Here is a 25,509-nt window from a genome sequence, read left to right on the forward strand (position 1 = left end):
TTAAACCTCCAGTTTCATTCTCACTTTTGTTGTAATTAAAGTATAAGCGTATGGCATGTAAATTAAAACTTTTAGTTATATATACAAAAAAAACAAGTTATTTTAAACACAAAAAATAACCCAGAAAGTAATACTCTGGGTTATTATATTAGTATTTAAATAAATATTCCTGTTTCAACTTATTAATTCACTTAGCTATTCCTTATTTCTCCTCTAAACCCCGGTATTATTGAACCTTCATTTCTATGCCTTTTTCTAGATGAATAGAATTTCCGTTGTGAACAATGGTTAAATCTTCTCCCTCGATAACCAAATAAGTTACTTGGTTTCTTTCCAAATAGATTTTTAATAGTCTGCCTTGATATTGCAAATGAAACTCAAGTGAATTCCATTCATTTGGAAGCGAAGGGGCTAATGATAGACCACTTTCTTTTACTCGTAAGCCAGCAAACCCATAAACAATCGCAAGCCACGTACCGCCCATGTTTGCCATATGCAGACCATCTTTTGTATTGCCTTGTGTATTTTCCAAATCCAGTCTTGCAGTTTCAGTAAAATAATTATAGGCCTTCTCTTTATATCCTAATTTGGAAGCCATTATCCCATATATGGAACACGATAACGATGAATCGTGAGTAGTTATTTGCTCATAGTAATCATAGGAATTTTTAATTATTTCAAAGTCTTGTTCGTCCTCTAACAAAAAGTGAGCGAGGACAGTATCTGCTTGTTTAATCACTTGATACCTATATAGTGTTAACGGATGATAATTCAACAAAAGGGGAAATTTTTCCTTTGGGGTATTTTTTATATCCCAACGATCCTTTTGCAAAAAGCTATCATCTTGTGCATTAATCTTGTGCTCTTCATCATACGGAAGATACATATTTTCTCCAGCAGCAGTCCATTCGATTACTTCGGCTTCAGTCAGCTCTAGTCCAGATGCTAATTGCTCCAAATGTTTATTGTCTTTTTCTTTTAATAGATTATAGATTTTAGCGGCCCACAACATATTATGTTTTGCCATGACATTCGTATAATAATTATTATTTACAACGCAAGTGTATTCGTCAGGACCAGTGACGCTATCAATCCTAAATAAACCATCTTTCATGTGGCCAGTGTCAATCCATAGACGTGCAGTTTCAAAGAGGACTTCAGCTATATAATCTTTTAAAAATAATTCATCTTTCGTTACTAAATAATATTGAATATAACTATATGCGATATCCGCACTTATGTGATATTGTGCGGTTCCAGCGGGAAAGAAAGCCGAACTTTCCTGCCCAGTGATTGTTCTCCAAGGGAATAAAGCACCCTTTTTATGTCCCATCTCTTTGGCTCGTTCTCTGGCGCTATCTAAAATTGAGTATCGATGTAATAAAAGATTTTTTGCAATGTCAGGGTTCGTCATTAAGAAAACCGGGAACATATAGATTTCAGTATCCCAAAAATAATGCCCTTCATAGCCTTCTCCAGATAAACCTTTTGCTGCAATATTGCTAACTGGATCTTTACCAACTGATTGCAATAGTTGATAAAGGTTAAAACGGATTCCTTCTTGAAGACTCGCATCTCCATCAATTTTTATATCAGATTTGCTCCAGAAATTATCAAGATATTTTTTTTGAAGCAATAATTGATTCTCAAAATTAGTTCCTTTAAGTTGTTCTTGAATAACCAGTCCTTCAGCAATTACATCTTCACCATGTCTTAATGAATCTGTATAAACATTGTACTTTGTAAATTGAACAACTCCATTACCTTCACATAAATAGGTCTCTTCTACGGTTCCATCGGTTGTTTTACTTTTGTATTTATATACCCCTGACTCAATCTTAGAAGAAGTAATGCAAGCCACTTCAAGCTTTGTAGCATAGGTAATATTTTTTACTATGCTAAGATTTTCTTCCTTACGAACTTCTGTCACATGAAGTCTTTTAGCATGACCAGAAGCTAGTCGGGGATCGTTTTTATCGACAAAGTTAGAAACATCTCCGTTAACAGTTGAAACAATTTTGACTTGCTTTATGTGACTTACAGGTATTATATCAACGTCTATGGCAAACAATTCTTTGGTAACAAAAGAAATAAGTCGTTTAAAAATAATTTTAACTTCTTTTCCTTTAGGTGATCTCCAGTGTATGATTCTTTCAGCGAAACCCGCATCCATATGCAGATTTCGTTCAAAATCAATTACCTCTCCTTCAAACATAGAAAAAAGTTCATCATCAATATATATATGTATCCCTTGTCCGTCAATGACATTCAGGATTTTTTGCTGTATATCTGGAAATGCATGAAGTTTTTCTCCGTAATTAATTTCTGTTTCATCATGAAAAGCGTTTATGTATGTACCTCTAATCGAGTTATACGAATCCTTATAGCCTTCCTCGAAATTCCCTCTTACCCCGAGATAACCATTTCCTAAAGACAATAGACTTTCGTTTAGCAATAAATCTTCATTATTTAACTCTGATTTAGTTATTTTCCAAGTCACTTTTCCTTCACTCCTTTAACTAACCTCGCACTTCACTTTGTAGTGTTTAATAATTTCTTCAAAAACCAATTCAGACGTATCTCCCACTAAAAAGTCAGCATGAGATAAGTGTTTTACTTCACCAACGCCAACGGAAAACATATTTGCTTCATTTACAGCTTCTACACCCGCAGCTGCATCTTCTAACCCAATACATTCTGAATAAGGAATGTTTAAGAAGTCTGCCGCAGTAGTGAAAGTTTCTGGATGCGGTTTCCCATTTTTCACCATTGACGCATCTACGACATAATCAAAATGTTTGGTAATCCCAAGTTTGTCTACTATTATGGGTGCATTTTTACTCGCTGATCCAAGTGCAATTTTAATGTTTTCTTGTTTGCATTTTTGCAATAAATCCTCTATTCCAGGCAAAATAGAATCCGAATTAATAGATTGTATTAATTCCAAGTAATGTTCATTCTTTTGATTTGCGAGTCGTAACTTTTCCTCATACGGTAAATTCAACAGCGAGGAATTCAACTCTAAAATGCGTTCCAAAGATTCCATACGACTTATTCCTTTTAGTTGCTCATTAAACTGTCTATCAATTGATACGCCAAGTTCTTCTGCAAGTTTCTTCCAAGCTAAAAAGTGATATTCAGCAGTATCTGTAATAACTCCATCAAGATCGAATATAAAAGCTCTAGGAGATCGTGTCATGTGTTATTTTCCTTTCTTTATGAAACACTTAAATTGAATTTAGTCGGTTTCTTTACTTATGAATCGTCTTGACGCTTTCACGTGCAAGTAATTGGTGTTCCACATAAACATGCTTACAATCTTTTTCATTTTCCATTAAATTTTGCAACAGTAGTGCTGACGTCTTCCCGATTTCATTAAAATCCTGTCGAATAGTCGTAAGCTGGGGCTGTGTATATTCACTGAGTACTAAATCGTCAAAACCGGTAATAGAAATATCATCAGGTATTTTTAGGCCCATTTCATTGATTGCTTTCATTACGCCGAAAGCCATTAAATCGCTAAAGCACAAAAAGGCAGTAGGTTGTTTAGTTTTCAAATACTTTTTCGCTAAAACATACGCTTCTTGCTCTGAAAACTGGGCATACAATACATTTTCTTCATCAAGTTCCAAGCCATGTTCATTAAAAGCCTTTTGAACTCCTTTTATCCGTTCGGTATTAACATAGGTTTCTCTTGTCCCTGCCATTATTACAATGTCGCGATGATTTCGTTCAATTAAATAAACAGTTATTTCTCTGCTCGCTTCTACGTTGTCAATAGAAACACTACCTATCAAATCGTTATTCTTTTCTGGAATAATATCGACAATTACACAAGGTATATTCGTATCTATTAGTTCCATTAAATATGGATCATCAGTCCGTATTCCCTGTAAAATTGCACCACCGATGTTACGCTCCCGACAAAATTGAGCATAACTTTTTTGTTTCTGTTTCAGTGAATCGATTAGAAAAATAGACAATTCATATTGATTATCTTCAACAGCCGTATACACGCCTTTGAAAATATCAAATGCATTATTGTCTTTTTCATTATTATTAAGTACGCCCGACGAGATTAATCCAATAGTCATTTGCTTTTTTGATGATAAGTTTTTTGCTACTAGATTAGGTGTATAATTCAATTCTTTCGCGACAGCAAATATTCTTTCCCGTGTTTTTTCGTTAACATCTACATAATTATTGAAAGCTTTTGATACAACACTAATGGATACACCAGCTTTTTTTGCAACATCTCTAATAGTGGTCAATTCTTTAAACACCTCCTCCAGTGAATCTTTCCCGTTTGTTTTTTCGGTTTTAGATACTTTTATGCGTCATTGCCTGCTTTTCAATCTTCAAGGTGAATCGATGAAATGCAGAAAAAGATAAATATGCACTAAGTGATCCTGTAAAAAGCGGTAATAGGAACAAGAACTCCCAAACGCTTAAATAAAATAAAAAAAGGTTACTAGTTAAGATAAAAAAACATAATAATGGGTTTCCAATTGTTACAAAAAAAGTATTTTTTATTAATTCCCTACTTGTCATTTGGTAATGCACACTTAGAGAAAAGAAATTAATCGTAAAAGCAAACAATGCGAGACCTATTATTAAGAATAGTATGCTCAGCAAGTCACTTATTTTATTAAAGTAATAAAAATCTACAATCCAAAGAAGCCATATAAATAGTATTGCTAACCCTGACATGAAACTTTGTTTATAGTTCTCTTTCATGTACAAAAAATATGTTTTCACGAGGGATTTTTGTTCATTTTTCATAACCCAGTCACGAGCAGTTGCATACATAGCTATCGTACTAGGAACGAATAGTGTGGGAATTAAAGGCAACAACGGCAATAAATATAGCAAATGCCCATACCCAGCATTAGACTTACTAAAAGAAACAATAAAAATTATAATTGTAATTGGAAGATTAATAACAAACCATAAAATGTTAATGACGGAAAAACGCATTATCCATTCAGTTGCTCCGTACAATGTTCCCATAATGCCTGAAATTCCCCGCATTTTCTTTCCCCCTGCAAGAATGGAGTTACTTTACCGCACCTTCTCCAATACCTTTAATAATATGTTTTTGTGCAAGTGCATAAAAAATCACAACAGGGATGATTGTTAACATCAGGCCTGCCATTGCTAAATTCCACTTAATAGTGAATTCGCCAAAGAAATAAAAAGTTGACAGTGGGATAGTTCTGAGACCAGTATCTGTAAGGGTTAACGACGGTAATAGATAGTCATTCCAGATATTAATAACATTCAAAATCATTACAGTAACAGTGATCGGTTTTAACATAGGGAAAATGATTTTCCAAAAAACTCCAAACTTCGATGCACCGTCTATTGTTGCAGCTTCTTCTAAAGTTATTGGAATAGACTTTACGAAACCATGATAAAGAAAAACAGAAATACTTGAACTGAATCCTACGTGCATAAATATTAAACCTTCACGAGTGTTGAACATTGGAATGTGTAACGTATTGGTAATTGATCCCATGAGCTGCATTAATGGCATCATAAGGGTTTGAAAAGGAATAAGCATTGTCGCGATAAAAGTCATGAAAATGATATTGCTTAGCTTATTATTAGTTCTTGCTAACATCCACGCAGTCATAGAAGATAAAACTACTATAAATAAAACAGAAAAAGTGGTAATATATAATGAATTTCCGAGCGCACTCAAAAAATTCATTTTATCCATTGCTTCCACATAGTACTGAAAACTAAAACTTTCAGGTAATGCCAGTACATTTTCATAAAGTTCCTGGCGATTTTTAAATGAGTTCGCAATGATAATATAAATGGGAGATAAGAAGAAAAGTGCCAAAAAGAAGAGTAAAATATTCTTTAAAAATTTGACTAATATTCTCATCACATCTCTACCTCCCGCTTCTTCGTAATGTAAACTTGAGTCAACGTAATAGCAGCAACTATGAAGAAGAATATTATTGCTTTAGCTTGACCAAATCCATAATTTCCATAACCGAAAATTTCATTATAAATATTCATTGCAAACATTTCTGTAGAATTTGCCGGGCCACCGCCTGTTAAGGATAAGTTTACATCGTAAATTTTAAATGCCGAGGAAAGTGTTAAAAATAAACTTATCGTAAAGGCTGGCATTAACAGTGGAAAAATGATATTTCTTAACTTTTGCCATCTATTTGCCCCGTCTATCTCTGATGCTTCAATTACATCGTTTGGAATCCCTTGAATACCAGCGATATAAATGATCATGACGTATCCAGCCATCTGCCAAGTAAATACGAAAACTAAAGCATACAATGCATAGCTCGGATCCATAAGCCAATTAAAAAATACATCTTCTAACCCTGTAACTACGCCAATTAATTTAAAGACATCTGAAAAAACAAACTGCCATATGTATCCTAATATTAAACCGCCAATTAAATATGGCATAAACACCATCGTACGTGCGGCATTTGCAGTTCGAAGTTTAGACGTTACTAGCAATGCAAAAGTAAGCCCTACTAAATTAACTGAAATAACAGCTAGAATTGTAAACAATGTCGTAATCCATGCAGATTTGAAAAAGCGTGTATCACCAAATAAATGGATAAAGTTATCTAATCCCACAAATACTTTTGGGTTTGCTCCGATACCATCCCACTGAAAAAAAGAGTAATAAATCCCCATTAAAAATGGAATAATAACTACCGTTATAAAAATCAACAATAGTGGAGCTGTAAACAATATATACCAAGCCATATTCTTCTTTTTCGCCACGTCAACACCCTCTTTCTACTCGTTCATTAATAGATCAAATAGTAAAATAAGTACTGGACACGCCAATTAAGACGTATCCAGTTTTCATAAACTTTATTATTTTACTGCATTTTTCCATGCTGCATCTAGCTTTTCAATAAGCTCTTCACCTGTCATATCTTTAGATAAGAAAAACTCTTGTGCAGCCGGTGTGAAATCATTTGGTACGAGGTTCGCCGGGTAGTAACTTTGCGCCCAAGGAATGGTTTCCCCACTATTCGAAGCATCCAAAACATCTTGTGATAGTGGATCCAAGTCGCCAGAATCAATATTTGTAAGAGCAGGAACAAATCCAAATTCTTCTACAATATATCGATGACCCGTTTCACTTGTAGACAACCAATTCAAGAAATCATTTGCTGCTTTAACTTCCTCTTCATCTTTCTTCCCGTTGATTGACCAGTTACTACCAACTCCAACAGCCATTTTATCATTACCCATTAATGGGAATGGCAGCATACCCATTTCAAAATCTATATCGAAATCTGAAAGCATACCATAAGCCCAGTTACCTTGATGAATCATCGCTGATTTACCAGCAGCAAAGTCACCAATTTCTTCATCGTAAGTTACGTCTAGCGGACTAGGGGTATTTAGTTTAATAGCCTCCATGAATTTACCAAACTCTTTAAATTCTGCTGTTTCTGCCATTGTTACCTCACCAGCAGTTAATTTATCAATAAACTCATAATGGTCTTCTTGTAACGAGAACGGATAGTTACTAATATGACCGATCAAGAAATATGCATCTTTTGCAAGACCTAAGCCATTAATACCGTCAGCTTTCAACTTCTCTAATGTACTTACGAAAGATTCGTAATCGGCTACATCTTCAGGACTAATCAGGTCTTTGTTATACACTAAACCAAATCCTTCTACTCCATATGGAACACCAACAATTTTGTCATTATTTTTCAATTCCATGCCAGGAGCAATATGTTTAACATAGTCTTCATCACTCATATCATAAACATAAGACTCTAATCGTTCAGCTTCAGTTACGTTTTGAACGCTAAAAATAGATGGACCTTGATCACTGTTTAAACGAATTTGTAACTGTTGGAAGTAGTCATCACCAGTGGTTCCCCAAACTTCTACTTCAACACCTGTTTCTTCTTTGTATTCCTTAGCAAGCGCTTCTAACTGATCAGAGATTTCAACTTTACTTTGAAAAATAGTTATTTTTTGATTCGATGTCTTTCCTGAACCTTCAGCTTTTTCTTCTCCATTTTCCTCATTACCATTACCGCTACATGCAGCTAAAATAAGTAGTAATGCAATAATTAAGAGACTACCTAACGTTCTTGTTTTGAACTTCATTTGAATTCCCCCTCTTATAATTTAAATTTCTATAGTAAATAAAATGAAAATCATTTTATAACTACCAACTTTTCTGTTTTTTAGAACAGAGATTTATCAGCTTAGTTTTGTGGTTGCTAGCTGTTGAGATACCGAACCAATTTCTATTTCAATAAAATCGTCACATTCATAGATTTCCCCGTAAACCTCAAACACAATTCCCCCCCCGTTCTCAACTTTTACCGACAAGGTTGAATTTGTAATGGAGATTGTTACAGGTTGGGATCGCCATTGAATTGTAAATTGTACCTGGTGCCATTGTTTGGGTAGCCTTGGATTTATTCTGAGCCTTCCATCTACAAATCTAATGCCAGCAAAACCAAAGACTGCTGACTTCCAAATCCCGCCGAGAGAGGCTGCATGAACGCCGTCATCAGATGTGTTCATCATTGGACCTAGGTCTGTTTCGCAAGACTTTTTAAATAACGTATAGGCCAAATCCGATTCACCAATATCATTTGCGACTATCGCATGCGTTACTAAGCTTAGAGAGGAATCGTGTAATGTCCTCGGTTCGTAGTAATGAAAATTAGCCCGTTTAACTGCCCCTGAAATCCGTTTATCATCGTGTAAAAAAGTTTGTTCTAATAGATAAAACAAAATTAATGTATCTGCCTGTTTCGTAACTTGCATTTTAATTATTTGTTCCTGGTTGTAATCTCGATAAATTGTTCTTACTGTATCTTGATTTTTATATTTCTTAAGGTCGATTTCTTTTAGCTGTAAATACGTATCATCTTGCGGGATTACAAAATCTTCTTTACGTGGATTAGGTAAATAGATTTTTTCTGTTTTCGACTGCCAAGACGAATACGCTTCAATCAAATCCAATCTTTCAACAAAATCGTTTAGAAGCTCTGGGTTTTCTTTCTTTAATTTTTCATAATAACGAATTGCTAGTTTCATATTAAAATACGCCATATAATTCGTAAAAGCGTTGTTGTTTACATGTTCTTTGTATTCATCAGGTCCTATCACATTATTGATGTGATATTCTTGTTTTTCCTCAATCCATTCAAGACGGCTAGCCCAAAACCTAGCTGTATCAAATATAATTTCATAACCATACTGGTTCATAAATTCCTGATCGCCAGTAACATTAGCGTATTGATAAACAGCAAAAGCGATATCTGCCGAGATATGTTGCTCAATAATTCCCGTCCAAATTTTCGTTCGCTCTCCAGTAACGATGTCGATGTCACCCCATAACGGTGTTACTTCTCCATCAGTCGGCCAAGCCATCTCCCAAGGATACATTGCCCCTTCGTAACCATTTTCAGCAGCTTTTTTCCTAGCGCCTACCAAGCCACGATACCGATAGATTAAAAGTGATTTTGCAATTTCAGGATTTGAATACGTGAAAAACGGAAGAATAAATAATTCTGTGTCCCAAAATGAATGCCCTTTATAACCTTCTCCACTCAAAGCTTTAGCGCCGATTCCCATTCTGTCATCATGTGCTGGTGTCATAATTGTTAAATGATACAACGAAAACCTCAAGGCGAGTTGGTCAAAGGCATCATCGCTATTAATCTCAAAATTATACACATTCCATATTTTTTGCTGCCAGGCTTCTTGATGCGACTGAAAAAGTGAATCGTATCCTTTATCGAAACAAATTTCCAGGTCTTGTAAAGAATGCGCACGAAGTTGGTGAAAATCATATCCAGCTTCGTCAAATTCCTTATCGCGGCTCGTATACACTGTCGTCAATTTTTCCATTTCCAATTTATCGTTAGGCTGGAGATCAAAGTTATAGGTCAACCATACTTTTCGACGATCCATGTCCATCTCTGGATTGTATATGTTTACCTCATTATTAACTGTAATTTTATGAATCGTATTGATGACAACATCAATTTTAGACTCATTCGTCGTTTGGACTAACTGAATCAATTTTCCATCAAAAATTCTTCTTTCACCTTCAAGAAAATGTTGCGAACCTGAATTGTTCATTTGCGCATTGATTCCTGAGTCAAAGGAAATTTGAACTGGATCTGTTACGCTTTCTACTTCCATTTTCATACCAATTAAATGCAAATTATCAAGTGAGATAAACCGTTTAAAATTGAATCTTAATTCTTTACCTTTTGGCGAAGTCCATTCAAAACTTCTTGTCAGTTCGGCGGTTTTTAAATTCAATTGGCGTATATAATTTTTCATTTCACCAAGTTCTAGACTTAAACGTTCACCGTCTACCCGAATATCAAGCCTTGTTACATCTGCCAAATTCGGCAACTCTGTTACTTCATTTTCATGCGCCTTATTAAAGGTACCACTGACAAACAAATTTCTAGTTTCTTTAATGTATGGCTCTTCCGTGGCAGATCGCATTCCCATATAACCGTTTCCGAGATACATAATTGATTCGCTTTTCCCTAGTTCGTCAGGTAAAAACGCCAATTCTGAAACAACCCAATTCTCGTAGTCACCTTTTCCTTGTGAGTAATTAATCATGTAATGAGTGTCCTCTCTTCTCGAAACCGCTTTCAAGAATTTCCCGAAAACGTTTTCGTACTATATAAAAATATATACGTTTTGAATGGGATATCCTTTTGGCCCCCCTCCGAAAACGTTTTTGGTATTGGTTATAATATATTAAAGCGCTTACAATTAATAGTATAGAACTACATTTCATAATTGTCAAGGATCTCCATGGAATTATTATAGGTTTTTTTAACTAGTTATAATCGCAAGCAGCATAGTTAAAAACTCACTCGTTTCTTGTTCCTTAATGATCTGGTGAATTCTACCATCCAATATTATACAAAAAAACATCTACACTAATTACACTCGATAGGAGTGCAATTAATTGTAGATGTTTTTTCACTTAGTTATTCAACTAATTCCTTACTTCTCCTCAACAACCCCTGGCTTCTCAAGCATTCTAAAGATGTTCTTCTTATACTCTTCAACGCCCGGCTGATCAAAAGGATTGACGCCTAGTAAGTAAGCACTCATCGCACAAGCTGCTTCAAAGAAATAGATTAGGTAACCAATATGGTATGCATCATGTTTTCCGACATTCAGATGAATGATTGGAACGCCGCCGTCTCTGTGAGCTTGCATTGTTGCATGCATCGTTACTTCGTTTATTTCATTCATGGATTTATCGGATAAATAATTTAAACCATCCAAGTTTTCATCAGATGTCGGGATTCCGCAATCCTCTTCTGATTCCGCGAATTGGATAAACGTTTCGAAGAGTTCACGGCGACCATCTTGAACATATTGACCAAGTGAATGTAAATCAGTCGGATATGCGACTGATGCAGGGTAAATCCCCTTGCCGTCTTTTCCTTCACTTTCACCGAAAAGCTGTTTCCACCACTCATGGAACGTCGCGAAACGAGGTGTGAAACTAGCTAGAATTTCAATGTTATATCCTTCTGACAACAGCTGGTTGCGAACCGCTGCATATTCATAGGCTTTATTTGTAGCAATATCTGCACTTGAGAAATCTTCTACGGCAGCTTTTGCACCTGATAGTAGCTGTTCAATATCGACTCCTGCTACTGCAAGTGGAAGAAGTCCCACAGGTGTCAATACTGAAAAACGTCCGCCGACATCATCCGGAACGATGAAAGAAGCAAAGCCTGAACGATCCGCTAATTCTCTCAGTGCTCCTTGCGATTTATCTGTAATCGCAACAATTCTGTCATTAACGGATTCGCCGTAGCGATTTTCCATATATTCAAGCAGGATTCGGAAGGCGATTGCTGGTTCTGTCGTTGTACCGGATTTTGAAATGACAATTACAGCAGCTTCTTTTCCTTCAAGATGATTCAATAATTGTTTCATGTAGGGGCCACTTAAGTTTTGTCCGGCAAAAAGAATTTCAGGATCATCCGAATTCTTTTCAAAGTAAGGCGCTAGTGCATCCATTACAGCTTTAGAGCCTAAATAAGAACCTCCAACCCCGATAACGACAACGACCTCTGCAAGTTCACGAATTTTTGCTGCTACTTCCATAACATTATCTAATTCTGGTGCTTCATTCGGAAGATTTCTCCATCCTAAAAACTCTGCTCCTACCGATGTGCCTGCTTCCATTTCATTATGGATGTTCTTTACTTGTTCCCCGTAAAGCGCCACAAGTTCTTCAGTAGTTTGATGTGATTGTGTCAGTGTTAATGGTTGTGCCATTTTAGCATTCCTCTTTTCTATATTTTGGTCACTCAGTTGTCAACGTCTTAACAACTTGCATGACAGCATCTCTTAAATCAATTATTAGTGTATCACTTTTAGCTTTTGTTTCACCTTTTACGCCAAAGTAAAACTTTATTTTAGGTTCGGTTCCAGATGGGCGGATGCAAAACCATGAATTATCGGCTGTTATGAATTTCAGGACATTCGATTTCGGCAAGTCAAGTTGGTGCGTTGTTCCGGTTTCATGATGAACAACCTCTCCTGTTGAATAGTCCTCGCTAACCGCGATAGTTTGCGGAAATTCATTCAAAAACTTAGTAGTTCCAAAATATGTCATGATTTTCTCAATCTCAGCCATTCCGGATTTTCCTTTTAACGTTAACGATTCCAATGCTTCTTGATAATACCCGAATTCATCATATAATGCGTCAAGTCCATCCAGTAAAGTTAAACCTTTTTCTTTATATCGGGCCGCCGCTTCAGCAATTAAAACAGATGCCTGAACCGCGTCCTTATCACGGACAAAGTCGCCGATTAAATAGCCGAAACTTTCCTCATAGCCGAATAGGAATGTAGACTCCTTTGTTTTATGAAATTTCTCGATTTCCTCGCTAATGAACTTAAATCCGGTTAATACATTCATCATTTTCACGTCATAACGATCTGCAATCGCCTGTCCAAGTTCTGACGTAACGATGGATTTAATAACAACTCCATTGTCGGGAAGCGAGTTTTGACTTTTCATATCTTCCAATAAAGTGCTTAATAACAGTGCGCCAATTTGGTTACCTGTCAAAAACACGTAATCGCCGTCTTTATTTAAAACTGCCAAGCCCATTCGATCAGCATCAGGATCTGTCGCAATTAGTATGTCCGCATTTACTTTACGGCCATACGGAAGCGCCAAATCAAATGCCTTGGATTCTTCGGGATTCGGATATTCCACAGTTGAAAAGTCAGGATCTGGATTTGCTTGTTCAGCAACGACCGTGACATTCTCGAACCCAGCTGCCTCCAAGCCTTTACAGACCAATTCCCCGCCGGCACCGTGGAGCGGCGAATAAACAATCGACAGATTCTTGTCATAATTGCCCTCAATCAGAATATTATGCAACTGGTCGATATAACGCTCGCTCAAGTCATCTCCTAAATAGGTTAGTAACCCTTCATCTGCCAGGAGAGATTCATCCTTGACTTCAACTGAAAATAAATCTTCAATACTTTCTACATGTCCGGTAATTTCATTTGCAGCTTCTAGCGCGACTTGCCCGCCGTCTTCACCGTAAACTTTAAATCCATTATATTCGGCAGGGTTATGACTTGCAGTAATGACAACGCCTGAGAATGTATTCAATTCACGGACTGCAAAAGATAGCAACGGGGTCGGTTGTAATTTTGAAAATAAATAAGAACGAATGCCATTATTCCCTAGAACTTTAGCAACTTCAAGCCCGAATTCTGGTGATTGATGTCTTGAGTCATAAGCAATGACGACTCCTCTTTGTGCGGCTTCATCTCCGCAGCCTTTTATGTATGCAGCAAGTCCTTGAGCCGCTTTTCTGACCGTATAGATATTCATTCGGTTCGTCCCAAATCCGAGTTCACCCCGAAGACCTGCCGTTCCAAACGACAAGTTTCTATAAAAACTGTCTTCCATTAATTTTTCATTGTTTTTCTCTAACTCTAGTTGTTGTTTCAATGTTTCCTCTAATTCTTCTTGATTAAGCCATTTTTCTGCTTCAACTTTCCAGCTCACACGAACATCCCCTTAAGGTTAATATGAAAAGGAACCTAAACACCCCAGACTTAGTCGGCTAGGACGTTTATGTAAATTATACCACATACCCTTGGCTTTCTCTTGCTAGAGATGGTATAAGCATTTTAATTTGTAAGACAAATTTACTTTTTGGTCTGCAAGACAAACTAGCAGGTAAGTTTGTTACACAAACTTACTATTTGATTTTCAGGAATTTCATTGATATCATCAATCTCTAACTGCAAAGGGAAAAGGTGATTAATTATGGTACGTTTAATTGCAATAGATATGGACGGCACGATATTAAGTCCCGATCAAACGATAAGCACGAAAAATAAAGAAACAATCCTAGAGGCACAGTCAAACGGTATTGAAGTTGTAATTGCAACTGGGAGAAGCTATGCGGAAGCTTTATTTCCAATTTCAGATGCAGGTTTGACAGTCCCGTTTATACTCCTAAATGGAGCAGAAGTTCGAAATGAAGATGGAGATTTGCTATCCGCAACTTATTTAACGGAAAGCGATGTCAAAAAGGTCATCCCGATTTTGGAGAAAGAATCCATCGACTATCAATTATTTGTAGGAAAAACGGTTTACACGAAAAGTATCGAAGACCAGATTGATACTTTTATTCAACTTGCTGTAGCCGCAAACCAAGTTCCTCCTGTTGATGAGATACGTGAAGAAGTTATGAATCGAGTAGAAAAAGGTTTCGTTCAAGAGGTTCCTTCTTTAAGACAAATTGTAAATCAACATGGAGAAGAAATTTATAAAATTTTCGGTACTTCGTTTAATAAAGTTCATTTAGATAACGCGAGAGAAAAACTTAAATTATTGCCTGGACTTGCTGTCAGTTCCTCTGGAGCAGGCAACCTCGAGATTACGAATATCAATGCACAAAAAGGAATCGCATTGGAACAGTATGCCAAAATGAAAGGTATTTCTATGGATGAAGTTATGGCAATCGGCGATAACTATAACGACTTATCCATGTTGAAAATCGCAGGCCATTCTGTCGCAATGGGTAATGCCCCTGCTGAAATCCAAGAAGCTTGCAAAACCGTAACAACAACAAACGAATTCGACGGTGTCGCAACAGCAATCGAGTCAGCATTGCGTTTGAAAATTTAATAACATATTACAGAAGGTAACTCTCTAAATATGAGGGAATTACCTTCTTTTTGTATACTATCAAAATAAAAACCTAGCCAAATAAATGACAAGTGTCACTGTAATTGCACTAAACAATGTCGAGAATAACACGATCTGAGCAGCCAAATCTGGATGGTTATTATATTCTTCAGCAATTACTGCACTATTTACTGACGTAGGCATTGCCGATCCGATTAATAATGCTTGGGCTACGATTCCGTCTACTTTAAATATGTATATAATCGCTAACGCAATTAACGGACCAACCGCTAGTCTAAGCGCTAAACTATAGTAAACTGTCGTTAATCCAGTCGAAAACTTGATCTTCGCGACTTGTGCACCTAATGTAAATAAAGCAAGCGCAATCATTGCATCTGCGATATAATTTGCCGGAACCCAAATGAATGACGGAATTGGCACGTTGTAAACATTTAATAATACCCCCGACAACATCGCATACAAAACGGGCATTCTAAAATAACCAAGTGCTGCTTTTAATTTTCCTACTTTAATAGATTGCAATGAAAAAATACCATATGAAAATAGAAAAATATTTTGCAATGTCAGCATGATAACTTGAATCGACATCGCTAACGGATCACTTTTAAACACTAAATCATTTACAGGGACCCCGTAATTACCCGAATTGAAAAACATCGTACTATTTGAAAAAGTCGTTTTCTCCCCTTTTTCCAAACCTATAGCTTTTCCGATAAAATGAGAAATCACATAAAGAATAACAACATAGAGAATGAAAAAGAGCAATATATTTCCGAACAAATTAAACGAGATTTTCGTGCTATACAGCTTCACGAAAATGAAACCCGGAACAAGAAAGAAAATATTCAGTCTGGCTAACGTTTGAATGTTCAAATCGAATTTCGTCTGCATCACAAAACCTAATGCCATGATAACGAATATCGGCAAAATTATATCTTTTAGAATAATAAATAATTCCATCAAGCGTTCCCCTTCCCCCTTGATGCCTTTCGAGCAATTCGTTTTGAATTACTCAGGTCAACTGCTTCCAGACCTGTTCATATACCTTCTTCAGCGGAACCTTATGATCTTCCGCGATTTTCTTGCATTCTTCATATTCCGGCGAGCACTGAATGACTTGTCCTTCATAAATGCCCTCTTTCACAGTCACTTCTCCCCATTTTGTTGATACCTTCCGAAATCTTCTCTCCGTCCGATGCACGGTTAAAGGATAGTAACGCACGCCGAGCGTCGTTGTTTCCGTAAATAAGATTCGCTTCATTTTATCGAGATTATCCCGAGAACATAGTAATTGAAGCAAGATTCCGGGTCTGTTTTTCTTCATATGAATAGAGGTATAGTAAACATCATTAGCACCCGACTCAATCAATAAATCCATTAAGTATCCTAGTATCTCTCCTGAAATATCATCGAGATTTACTTCCATCTTAAACATCTCTTGATCTATATGTGCATGATTTGGAGGGTGTTTAGCTCCCATGCTATCACCCCTCCTCTTTTCGCTGGGCCAATTTATGAATCAGTGCCGCATTATAAGCGCCGCCGAATCCATTATCGATATTAACAACACTGATGCCAGATGCACAGGAATTCAACATCGTCAACAATGCTGCTAATCCATTATAACTGGCCCCGTATCCAACACTAGTTGGAACTGCAATAACAGGGTGTGAAACAAGTCCGCCGACTACGCTTGGCAGGGCGCCGTCCATTCCTGCAACTACGATTGTGACCGTGGCATTTTGAATTTCATCAATATTATCAAAAAGGCGATGAATTCCAGCTACCCCGACATCATAAAACCGACGAACCTCACAGCCGAATACTTCTGCTGTGACCGCAGCTTCTTCAGCAACCCGTAAATCAGATGTGCCCGCGCAAACAACTGCGATATATCCCTTGCCGTAAATATCTTCGCTCGGTCTTGCGGAATGCAAAATTTGAGCTTGGTTATTATATAGTAAATCAGGATGCGTTTTTTGCACTTCAGTTGATTTTTCTTCAGTAATCCGTGTCACTAAAACATAGTCGTTATTCGAACGAATTGCCGAAATGATGGCTGAAATTTGTTCGGCCGATTTCCCTTCTCCGTAAATTGTTTCAGGAAATCCTTGTCGTTTTTTACGATGATGATCTACTTTCGCAAATCCCAAGTTCTCATATGTAGCTAACTTTATTTTGGCTTCTTCAACGCTTAATGTGCCTTGTTGGACTTGCTTCAATATGTCTTCCATCTGTTTTCACCCTCTATTACGTTAAAAGTACTTCGATAAGTCGCTCGCGATTCCACTATACCTTTCAAATGCTTTTGCATAGATTTCATGATTTTCCAGATTTGGTTGTATGACTGCTTCAATCGGGATATTCTGTTTGATTTCTTCAAATGAATCAACCTTGCCGATTGCAACCAATGCTGTCCATGCTGCGCCCCAAGCCGCGCTATGGTGACTTTCTGATACATAGACATCTTTTCCAAATACGTCTGCAAGCATTTGCACCCAAAGTGGAGATTGAGCCAGACCGCCGTTGACGAATATTTTCTCTGGTTCGCCAACTTTCTCTTCAAGCGCTTTACCGATATGGTATAGATTATACGTAATCCCTTCCAAAACAGCACGAACTAAGTGTTCTTTTTTATGCGTGATGGAAAGTCCAAAGAAATTACCTTTCGCTTCCTGCTTCCATATCGGAGCTCTTTCCCCGTTAATATATGGTAAAAATAATACACCTTCAGCACCTGGAGCAACCTTCTCCGCTTCGGCAGTTAATTGGTCGAAACTGCCCTCATATTCGATAAGTTCTTTTAACCACTGCAAGGCGATTCCGCCGTTATTTGTGGGTCCCCCGAGAATCGACAATTCATCAGTGAAAGCATAACAAAATGTTTCTTGACTATCACTCACTTCAAAACCTTTAATCATTTGTCGAATTGCTCCGCTCGTTCCAGCTGATATTGCCACTTCTCCTGGATTAATGGCACCGCTTCCAAGGTTCGCCAATTGACCATCTGCAGAACCGATGACAAACGGCATATCGCTTGAAATCCCCATCTCTTCAGCAATAGCTTTATCAATGCCAGTAAGAATTTCGGTCGGTGGTACAATTCGCGAAAGTTGGTTTCTGTTAACACCCGCGAGTTCGAGTGCTTCTTCATCCCAATCAAATGTCTTCATATTAAATAGCCCTGTAGCTGATGCCATTGAATAGTCGATTACGCTGCAGCCAAACCATTTTTGAAGAACGTATTCTTTTACAGAAATGAAATAGGAAGCTTGTTGATAAGGTTCGAAGTTCGTCTCTTTCATCCAAAGCAATTTACTTAGTGGTGACATTGGGTGATTTGGAAGTCCCGTATTCGCATAAACGCTATCTCCAACTGATTCTTTAAGCTTTTTAGCTTGCTCGTTACTTCGGCCGTCTGCCCAAATTAAAGCTTGAGAGAGCGGTTCATAGTTCTCGTCCACGCAAATCAGTGAATGCATGGCACAAGAAATCCCTAGCGTTAACACATCTTCTTTTTTATGATTAGATTTCTTTATACAATCATTAATGGCACCGACAGAAGCCCGTTCAATTTCAATTGGATCTTGTTCGACCCAACCTGTTTGGGGATAATTAGAAGTGATCATTCTTTCAGCCTCTGCAACCAACTTCCCGTCAAATTCAAATAGTACCGCTTTCGCACTTGTTGTTCCAATATCCAATGCAAGCACTAAATCTTTTTTCATCGTGATTTCTTCCCTTCTACAAAAACTGTATTAACAAAGAAGAAGCTTTGGATTTTACTCCAAAGCTTTATATCAAATTTAAATTGTCATAGCTCCAAATCCACCGTCAACGCGGATAAGCGTACCTGTAACAAAGCTGGATGCTTTATCGGATGCTAACCAAACTGCCGTACCGACTAACTCTTCCGGATCACCGAAACGATTCATCGGCGTATGGCCCATGATCGATTCGATTCTCTCTTCACTCAAGATTTTACGGTTTTGTTCCGCTGGGAAGAATCCTGGGATAATCGCATTGACACGGATGCCATATGGCGCAAATTCGCGTGCCAAGAATTGTGTCATGTTATTAACCCCTGCCTTTGAAACGGAGTACGTAAATACTCTTGAAAGCGGTGTTGTTGAAGATACAGATGAAATATTGATGATGCTGCCTTTTCTTTCTTGATCAATCATCTTCTTCGCAAACACTTGTGTTGTTAACATGATTCCTTTTAAGTTTACATCTAGAATATGATCCCACTCGTCTTCTTCAATTTCAAAAAACGGAGTTGGACTATTCGTGCCCGGCGCATTTAATAAAATATCCCATCCGCCTGACCATGCTTCGATTTCAGTTGCAACATTTTCAAGTGATTCCTTTGAAATAACATTCGCACGGAATGCTTTCGCTTTTCCGCCTTTTTCAATGATTTCTTGCACAACTTTTTCCGCTGTTTCCAAATTACGTCCAACAACAGCAATTTGTGCGCCTTGGTCTGCCAATCCTTTCACCATTGATGATCCCAATACACTGTTTCCGCCAATCGCAACAGCTGTTTTCCCCGTCAAATCAAATAATTTTCCCATTTGTAAAATCTCCTCTATCTATATAGTTAGCATTTACGCTAAGTTTCCATCATCATCAAATGTCAATTCGTACAGCTCTGAAACTTTTGTTAAGTACTCATTATTTTCAACTTCGTTCACTAAAGCCTCTGATACCTCAATTTCGCTTAGTTCCAACGTATTTTTGATGCGGACCATTTTAACTTTTGTGAAGTCTAGAATATTGCAAGTTTTAATTGCCGCTTTTATTGCCAGGCGGTCATTCGCCAACGTCGTTGCAGCTTTCGTAGGTGCGACAACTGTTGATGTTAGTCCGTTTGCATAGGTCGCAGCCCAATCTGTTTTATCGATCAATCGTTGCGTCGTGAAATCTGCAGTTCCGACCCCGTTTGCATTACCTTCAGTTTCATGCGTCAGATCCAAGACGACCATTTTATTCACTTCAGGTCCGCCATGTGCATAAGGCGTTGGATAACGGCCTGTTATATTCGGGTCCATGCCGTCACCACTGATGTTTTTACCGATTTCATCGATGATGAGCACGTCGATATTTTTGAAATCAATCTTCGGCAATAGCTTTTTCGCTAATTTTTGAAGTTCAGTTTCTCTCGATTCAATCACATCCGGAAGCAATACTTCGACATGCGCGACCTTATCAAAAGCATTTTCAACCGTCGCAACACCGAAAAGTATCGGCATTTTCTCAAGAATCATCGTCGACATTTGAATAATATGTTTGCCCATATGCTCAAAACCCAGTTGATGACATGCTTCCGCGCCTTTTTGTTTTCCTAATCCGATGGCAATCATTTTCATAATGCCGCTTTCAACAGTACCTCTGAATGCAGTATGTGGTTTAACACGGTTGATAACGACAATTCCATCTGCTTCAGATGCATATTTATCAACATAAACAGGCAATCCATTTTCTAATTTTCCAATTTCTACAACTTCCATGGATGACCGGATTTCACAATTAGCGGATTCCTCTGTCACACCTAAATGGGCTAAGACAGCTGTTTGTCCTTCAGCAGATGCGCCTCCGTGACTTCCCATGCTTGGAACGATGAACGGTTTAGCGCCAAGATCTTGTAAAAACTTTACCGTCCTTGCAGTCACTTCTACAATCTGGTCAACGCCCCGGCTCCCAACAGCGACAGCTATTTCCATTCCAGGCTTTACCGTTTTCCGAATTTCCTCTTGCTGCAATGCATCTTGTAATGCTTGATCGACATCATCCAATTGTTCATTGTCGAATGTCTGTTTAATTTTCATCATTTTCGGTACTGGAATATCTTTTAACAGTTCTTCAATAATTCCCATACATTAGTCACTCCTATTCTCTATAATAAAAACCTAATTATCGTATAACAACGTGAAAGCCCTTACAAAATTTGTTTTTAATAATACATAAAGTCATAAATTTTATCTCTAATGAATTTGTTTGTCGACTAAACAAACACTCACATACAGAATATCATTGAAACAATTATTCGTCAATAATCATTTTCACATATGCATACTGACAGGCTTTACAGACAACCAAACTAACTAGATAATCATATTCCTCTTCTGAATGTCGCTAGTTTCTTCATTCGGAAACGAAAAGCACCTCACCATAAGATATAGTGAGGTGCTTTTAATGGTTAGACGCTTTTCAGTACACTCTCAGGCAGCTCTTCGTTCATGCTGCCAGTACGGTATCCGCGTAAATCTAATGAAACATAAGTAAAGCCAAGTGATTTAAGTTTTAAATAGATGCTATCGCGTTGCTCGACTAGTTCGCTAATCTCTTCAGGAGTTACCTCAATGCGCGCAACGTTGTCGTGGTGACGCACACGGACTTGCGGGAAGCCGATTTTTGCTAAAAAGATTTCAGCTTGATCAACTTGTTCGATTTTCTGTTTATCAATTTCGATGCCATAAGGAATTCTAGATGCGAGACTGCATGATGCTGGCTTATCCCATACAGGTAGTTCTAATTGATTTGCAAGTTCGCGAACTTCCTTCTTATTGATCTTCGCTTCTTGCAACACACTGCGGGCGCCTGCTTCTTTTCTGGCACGCATGCCTGGGCGGAAGTCGTCCAAATCATCCATAATCATTCCATCTAAAACATAAGGATAATCCATGCGTTGTGCTAGCTCATTCAAGTGTGTATAAAGCATTTTCTTGCTGTAATACCAACTGTCTGGAGTGTTGGCAACGATATCTGGATTATCTAATTCTTTGATTTCTGTTTTATAAACAGCGACACCCATATCTTCTGCAAGTTTAACCGCCTCTTCAAACTCTTGTTTACGAAATAACTCGGATGCAACAACAACTGCTAAAACTTGATCTCCAAGTTCTTCTTGTGCTCTTTTCAAAACTAAAGCACTATCCACACCGCCAGAAAAGGCAACCATGACGCGTCCCATGTCAGAAAGGATTTCACCTAGATGAAGATTCTTTTGTATAGTTGTTTCGTTCATATCCAATCGCCTCACTTTTCTCCTTTTATCAAGGATAATTAATTAATCTCTCTATATTCAGCTTAATTTTCACAAGAGTAAATGTCAACTAAGCACGACTATTGATTAAAGACCAATAGTAGCCTATTTTGCAAGAAATTGCGGTAACCATAGTACCAAGCTCGGGATAAATGTAATTAGCAATAATACTCCGATTAACACCGCATAGAATGGCAGCATCGATCTCGCAACTTTTTCTATCGGCAATCTACCTATTGCAGATCCAACGAATAGAACGGATCCTACTGGCGGCGTCACTAAGCCAATAGCTAAGTTAAGGACTAAAACGACTCCGAAGTGTACTGGATCCATCCCGACACTGACCGCTATTGGCAGTAAAATTGGCGTCGTGATAAGGATTAATGGCGCCATATCCATAACCATTCCAAGTAACAATAATATTAAGTTGATCAATAGTAATGTCGTAATGTCGTTAGGTGAAACTGCTAAAATAAAGTCCGTTGCCATCGCAGGAACTTTTAACAAAGCTAAAAGCCATCCGAATCCAGATGAAGCCGCGATTAAAAACATGACCATGGACAGCGTTCTAAATGTGCGATATAGAATCACTTTGAAACGCATAATTGAAATATCTCTATACACGAAAAATGTAATGATAAATGCATATAGAGCCCCAATTGCTGCCGATTCAGTTGCTGTGAAAATACCCGAGATAATACCACCCATAATAATGACAGCAGTAAATAACCCTAGAAGACCTTCACGAATAATTCTTGGAATTTCTTCTTTTTTAATCGGATCGCCTTTCGGGTAATTTCTTTTTACTGCCATTAAATATGTTAATACAAGTAAAGCAGCTCCTAGAAGTAAACCTGGTATTACACCACCCATAAACAACGCACCGACAGAAACACCGCCAGCAGCTGTTGAATAGATAATCATATTATGACTCGGTGGAATAACTACACCTTGAGTCGCACTCGCAACAGTTGTACTCACCGCATAATCAGCATCGTACCCGCTCTTTTTCATCATTGGAATTAAAACAGAACCTAATGATGAAACGTCAGCAAGAGCAGATCCTGAAATTCCTCCAAAGAATGTACTCGTAACAACGTTTACCAGTGCCAATCCGCCTCGAATTCGTCCAATCATAACGTTCGCAAGATTGATGAGACGGCTTGAAATTCCGCCTTCGTTCATGATTTCCCCAGCAAGTATAAAGAATGGAATCGCGATTAGTGAAAATGAGTTCACGCCACCGACCATTCTTTGAACAATTGCTGCTAAATCGATATTCATATACAGGCCGGTAATTAAAGAGGATGCCGCTAAGGTCAGAGCAATAGGAACTCTTAACAACAACAGCAAAATAAAAGTACCAAGTAGTAAAAATATTGCCATCTCTTATGCCTCCCCCTCTTCGATTGCATCAATAGCGTCGGTATCAATCTCATCGTTATATTCTTGATGCAGCCCTTTTACGAACAATAATTCAATTCCGTACATTAAAATATAAAATCCTGTTATCGGTAATACTGCATAAAGCACACTCGATGGAAGGCCTGTTCCAGCCATAGTCGAACCGCCCATTAACACTGTGAAATTCCAACCATAATAAATCAATACAACACCAAAACCAATAATTAATACCTTTGCAAATAAATCACAAGCAGTCTGCAATTTCTCGGGGAATGCATCTACAAGGAAGCTCACACCGATATGGAGCTTTTGTTTAAAACCATAGGCGACACCCAAAAAGCTCGTCCAAACAAAGAGTAACATCGAAAGTTCTTCTGCCCATGACGGCGTGACTTTGAATAGTTGTCTCGAGAAAACCTGGTAAATAATTATTACAATCATCGCTAACAATGCAGAGAGCGATATAAATACAAGCAAACGATCCAAGGCACTTTTAATAAATTTCAAGGCTTTCATAACAGGCTCCTTTCATTTAGATATTTTAGATGATTCACAGCGTGTATTTAATAATGTTTAATTCATAAAGGTAGAGGCGAGATATTCCCACCTCTACAATTGTTATTATTTATTAAGTTTGTCGAGCCACTCTTTGTACTGTTCACCGTATTTTTCATAAATAGGTTCTACGGCTTCTCTCCAAGGAGCAAAGTCTGTCACTTCAAAAATTTCGTTTCCATTTTCAATAACAGCTTCTTTAGATTCCTGAGTTAATTTATCCCAAGCTTCGCGCTGAACAGCAACCGATTCAAGAGCTGCTTCTTTGAATGCTTTTTTATCTTCATCGCTGAGAGAATCCCATAGTTTTTGTGATGCCATAAGGATTTCAGGTGGACCAGTGTATTTGTTAACAGTAAAATATTTCGCTACTTCATAGTGATTTGAGGTGTAATAACTTGGGAAGTTATTTTCTCCCCCTTCAAGTACGCCAGTTTGAATCGCTGAGTAAACCTCACCGTATTCCATAGGTGTTGCAGATGCTCCGAACGCTTCAAAAACACTAATCGCTAATTCAGATGGTTGAACACGAATTTTAAGACCCTTTAAATCTTCAGGTGTCTTAATCAATTTTTTGGAATTGTAAATACTTCTTTCACCTGAATCATAGAATGCAAGTCCGACTAGTTTAGATCCTTCAAATGTGTCAAGTAGCTCTTGACCTAACTCGCCGTTCAAATGTTCCCATTTAGCTTCTTCGCTTTCGAACAAATACGGTAATGATAGTACACCAATATCATCAGAGAATTCAGTTAGCGGTGTTGCGTTTACACGAGTTAAATCGATTGAACCTAGTTGCAGTTGCTCAACAACGCTCTTCTCATCACCTAGTTGACCGCCAGCAAACACGTCAATTTTATATCGTCCGTCTGTTTTTTCTTCAACGAGTTCAGCAAACTTCTTATCGCCAATTACTGTTGGATAGTCATCTGGGTGATTATCCGCTAATTTCAACGTGATTACATCGCCTGATTCCCCACCGCAAGCTGCCAATACGAACACTGAAACGAAAAGTACTGACATTAACGCATACATTCTCTTCTTCAATAGTATCTCTCCTCTTTTTATATGATTACTAGTTTAACCGCTTTCATTACAGTAATTATTTTGACTAGTAAACAAACTAATTTGATTTCATTATAGATGTAAGCGCTTTACTTTTCAAGCTCTTTTTTGTTAATTCATAAATTGCGTAATTTTTAACTATCTTAATCCTGTTCAGTCCATTGTAGAATCGCAGTTTAATTGCCTACTACCGTCAGATAACCATATAAATAAG

The 25,509-nt window shown here is 37.7% G+C and carries 21 protein-coding genes; 1 reads left to right on the top strand and 20 read right to left on the bottom strand.

The genetic code is table 11. The features are described from left to right. Window positions 1–226: 226 nt before the first annotated feature. The 10 genes from G8782_RS06180 to G8782_RS06225 form a co-directional block, all read right to left on the bottom strand. Window positions 227–2,500: a glycoside hydrolase family 65 protein gene (locus G8782_RS06180; RefSeq protein ID WP_172369994.1), complete on the bottom strand. Its 2,274-nt coding sequence runs from the start codon at window positions 2,498–2,500 to the stop codon at window positions 227–229. Between the two features lie 15 nt (window positions 2,501–2,515). Continuing rightward, complete coding sequence (gene pgmB, locus G8782_RS06185) at window positions 2,516–3,199, bottom strand: beta-phosphoglucomutase (RefSeq protein WP_172369995.1); 684 nt, start codon at window positions 3,197–3,199, stop codon at window positions 2,516–2,518. 52 nt (window positions 3,200–3,251) lie between these two features. Continuing rightward, window positions 3,252–4,271 (bottom strand): LacI family DNA-binding transcriptional regulator, encoded by a 1,020-nt coding sequence (locus tag G8782_RS06190; protein ID WP_172369996.1) that lies wholly within the window; start codon window positions 4,269–4,271, stop codon window positions 3,252–3,254. A 49-nt stretch (window positions 4,272–4,320) separates the two neighbouring features. Then, entirely contained in the window at window positions 4,321–5,031 is a 711-nt protein-coding gene (locus G8782_RS06195) for a YesL family protein (RefSeq protein ID WP_172369997.1), read from the bottom strand. A gap of 25 nt (window positions 5,032–5,056) precedes the next feature. Next, window positions 5,057–5,893: a carbohydrate ABC transporter permease gene (locus G8782_RS06200; RefSeq protein ID WP_172370244.1), complete on the bottom strand. Its 837-nt coding sequence runs from the start codon at window positions 5,891–5,893 to the stop codon at window positions 5,057–5,059. Beyond that, window positions 5,893–6,750, bottom strand: coding sequence for a carbohydrate ABC transporter permease (locus G8782_RS06205; protein WP_216667802.1), 858 nt, complete (start codon window positions 6,748–6,750; stop codon window positions 5,893–5,895). Before G8782_RS06205 ends, G8782_RS06200 begins: the two co-directional genes overlap by 1 nt. A 114-nt stretch (window positions 6,751–6,864) precedes the next feature. Next, window positions 6,865–8,127, bottom strand: a complete 1,263-nt coding sequence (locus G8782_RS06210; protein ID WP_172369999.1) for an ABC transporter substrate-binding protein — start codon at window positions 8,125–8,127, stop codon at window positions 6,865–6,867. A 96-nt stretch (window positions 8,128–8,223) separates the two neighbouring features. Further along, window positions 8,224–10,623, bottom strand: coding sequence for a glycoside hydrolase family 65 protein (locus tag G8782_RS06215; protein ID WP_172370000.1), 2,400 nt, complete (start codon window positions 10,621–10,623; stop codon window positions 8,224–8,226). 393 nt (window positions 10,624–11,016) lie between these two features. Beyond that, window positions 11,017–12,312: a glucose-6-phosphate isomerase gene (locus G8782_RS06220; RefSeq protein WP_172370001.1), complete on the bottom strand. Its 1,296-nt coding sequence runs from the start codon at window positions 12,310–12,312 to the stop codon at window positions 11,017–11,019. A 28-nt stretch (window positions 12,313–12,340) separates the two neighbouring features. After that, the gene (locus G8782_RS06225; protein WP_172370002.1) at window positions 12,341–14,071 is read right to left on the bottom strand and encodes a phospho-sugar mutase; all 1,731 of its coding nucleotides are present in this window, start codon (window positions 14,069–14,071) and stop codon (window positions 12,341–12,343) included. A gap of 264 nt (window positions 14,072–14,335) precedes the next feature. On the opposite strand from G8782_RS06225, the gene G8782_RS06230 reads away from it, so the two are divergent. After that, window positions 14,336–15,202, top strand: coding sequence for a Cof-type HAD-IIB family hydrolase (locus G8782_RS06230; RefSeq protein ID WP_172370003.1), 867 nt, complete (start codon window positions 14,336–14,338; stop codon window positions 15,200–15,202). Between the two features lie 60 nt (window positions 15,203–15,262). On the opposite strand, the gene G8782_RS06235 is transcribed toward G8782_RS06230, so the two are convergent. From G8782_RS06235 to G8782_RS06280, 10 genes are all read right to left on the bottom strand, one after another. Continuing rightward, complete coding sequence (locus G8782_RS06235; protein ID WP_172370004.1) at window positions 15,263–16,186, bottom strand: AEC family transporter; 924 nt, start codon at window positions 16,184–16,186, stop codon at window positions 15,263–15,265. Between the two features lie 49 nt (window positions 16,187–16,235). Further along, window positions 16,236–16,703: a nickel pincer cofactor biosynthesis protein LarC2 gene (larC2, locus tag G8782_RS06240; RefSeq protein WP_172370005.1), complete on the bottom strand. Its 468-nt coding sequence runs from the start codon at window positions 16,701–16,703 to the stop codon at window positions 16,236–16,238. A 4-nt stretch (window positions 16,704–16,707) separates the two neighbouring features. After that, on the bottom strand, window positions 16,708–17,457 hold the full coding sequence (gene larB, locus G8782_RS06245; RefSeq protein ID WP_172370006.1) for a nickel pincer cofactor biosynthesis protein LarB: 750 nt from the start codon (window positions 17,455–17,457) through the stop codon (window positions 16,708–16,710). 21 nt (window positions 17,458–17,478) lie between these two features. After that, the gene (locus G8782_RS06250; protein WP_172370007.1) at window positions 17,479–18,951 is read right to left on the bottom strand and encodes a gluconokinase; all 1,473 of its coding nucleotides are present in this window, start codon (window positions 18,949–18,951) and stop codon (window positions 17,479–17,481) included. Window positions 18,952–19,029: 78 nt separating this feature from the next. After that, a complete protein-coding gene (locus G8782_RS06255) occupies window positions 19,030–19,800 on the bottom strand; it encodes an SDR family oxidoreductase (protein ID WP_172370008.1) in 771 nt (256 codons plus the stop codon). A 33-nt stretch (window positions 19,801–19,833) separates the two neighbouring features. Next, window positions 19,834–21,102 carry a nickel pincer cofactor-dependent isomerase, group 22 gene (locus G8782_RS06260; RefSeq protein WP_172370009.1) on the bottom strand — a complete coding sequence of 423 codons (1,269 nt, stop codon included), beginning with the start codon at window positions 21,100–21,102 and terminating at the stop codon, window positions 19,834–19,836. 323 nt (window positions 21,103–21,425) lie between these two features. Continuing rightward, window positions 21,426–22,253: an ATP-dependent sacrificial sulfur transferase LarE gene (gene larE / locus G8782_RS06265; protein WP_172370010.1), complete on the bottom strand. Its 828-nt coding sequence runs from the start codon at window positions 22,251–22,253 to the stop codon at window positions 21,426–21,428. A 123-nt stretch (window positions 22,254–22,376) separates the two neighbouring features. Then, window positions 22,377–23,657, bottom strand: coding sequence for a TRAP transporter large permease (locus tag G8782_RS06270; protein ID WP_172370011.1), 1,281 nt, complete (start codon window positions 23,655–23,657; stop codon window positions 22,377–22,379). Window positions 23,658–23,660: 3 nt separating this feature from the next. Further along, window positions 23,661–24,191: a TRAP transporter small permease gene (locus tag G8782_RS06275; protein WP_172370012.1), complete on the bottom strand. Its 531-nt coding sequence runs from the start codon at window positions 24,189–24,191 to the stop codon at window positions 23,661–23,663. A gap of 105 nt (window positions 24,192–24,296) precedes the next feature. Further along, the gene (locus G8782_RS06280; RefSeq protein WP_246231553.1) at window positions 24,297–25,277 is read right to left on the bottom strand and encodes a TRAP transporter substrate-binding protein; all 981 of its coding nucleotides are present in this window, start codon (window positions 25,275–25,277) and stop codon (window positions 24,297–24,299) included. Window positions 25,278–25,509: the final 232 nt, after the last annotated feature.

It is taken from the genome of Sporosarcina jiandibaonis, assembly GCF_013184495.1.
GTDB classification, from domain to species: domain Bacteria; phylum Bacillota; class Bacilli; order Bacillales_A; family Planococcaceae; genus Sporosarcina; species Sporosarcina jiandibaonis.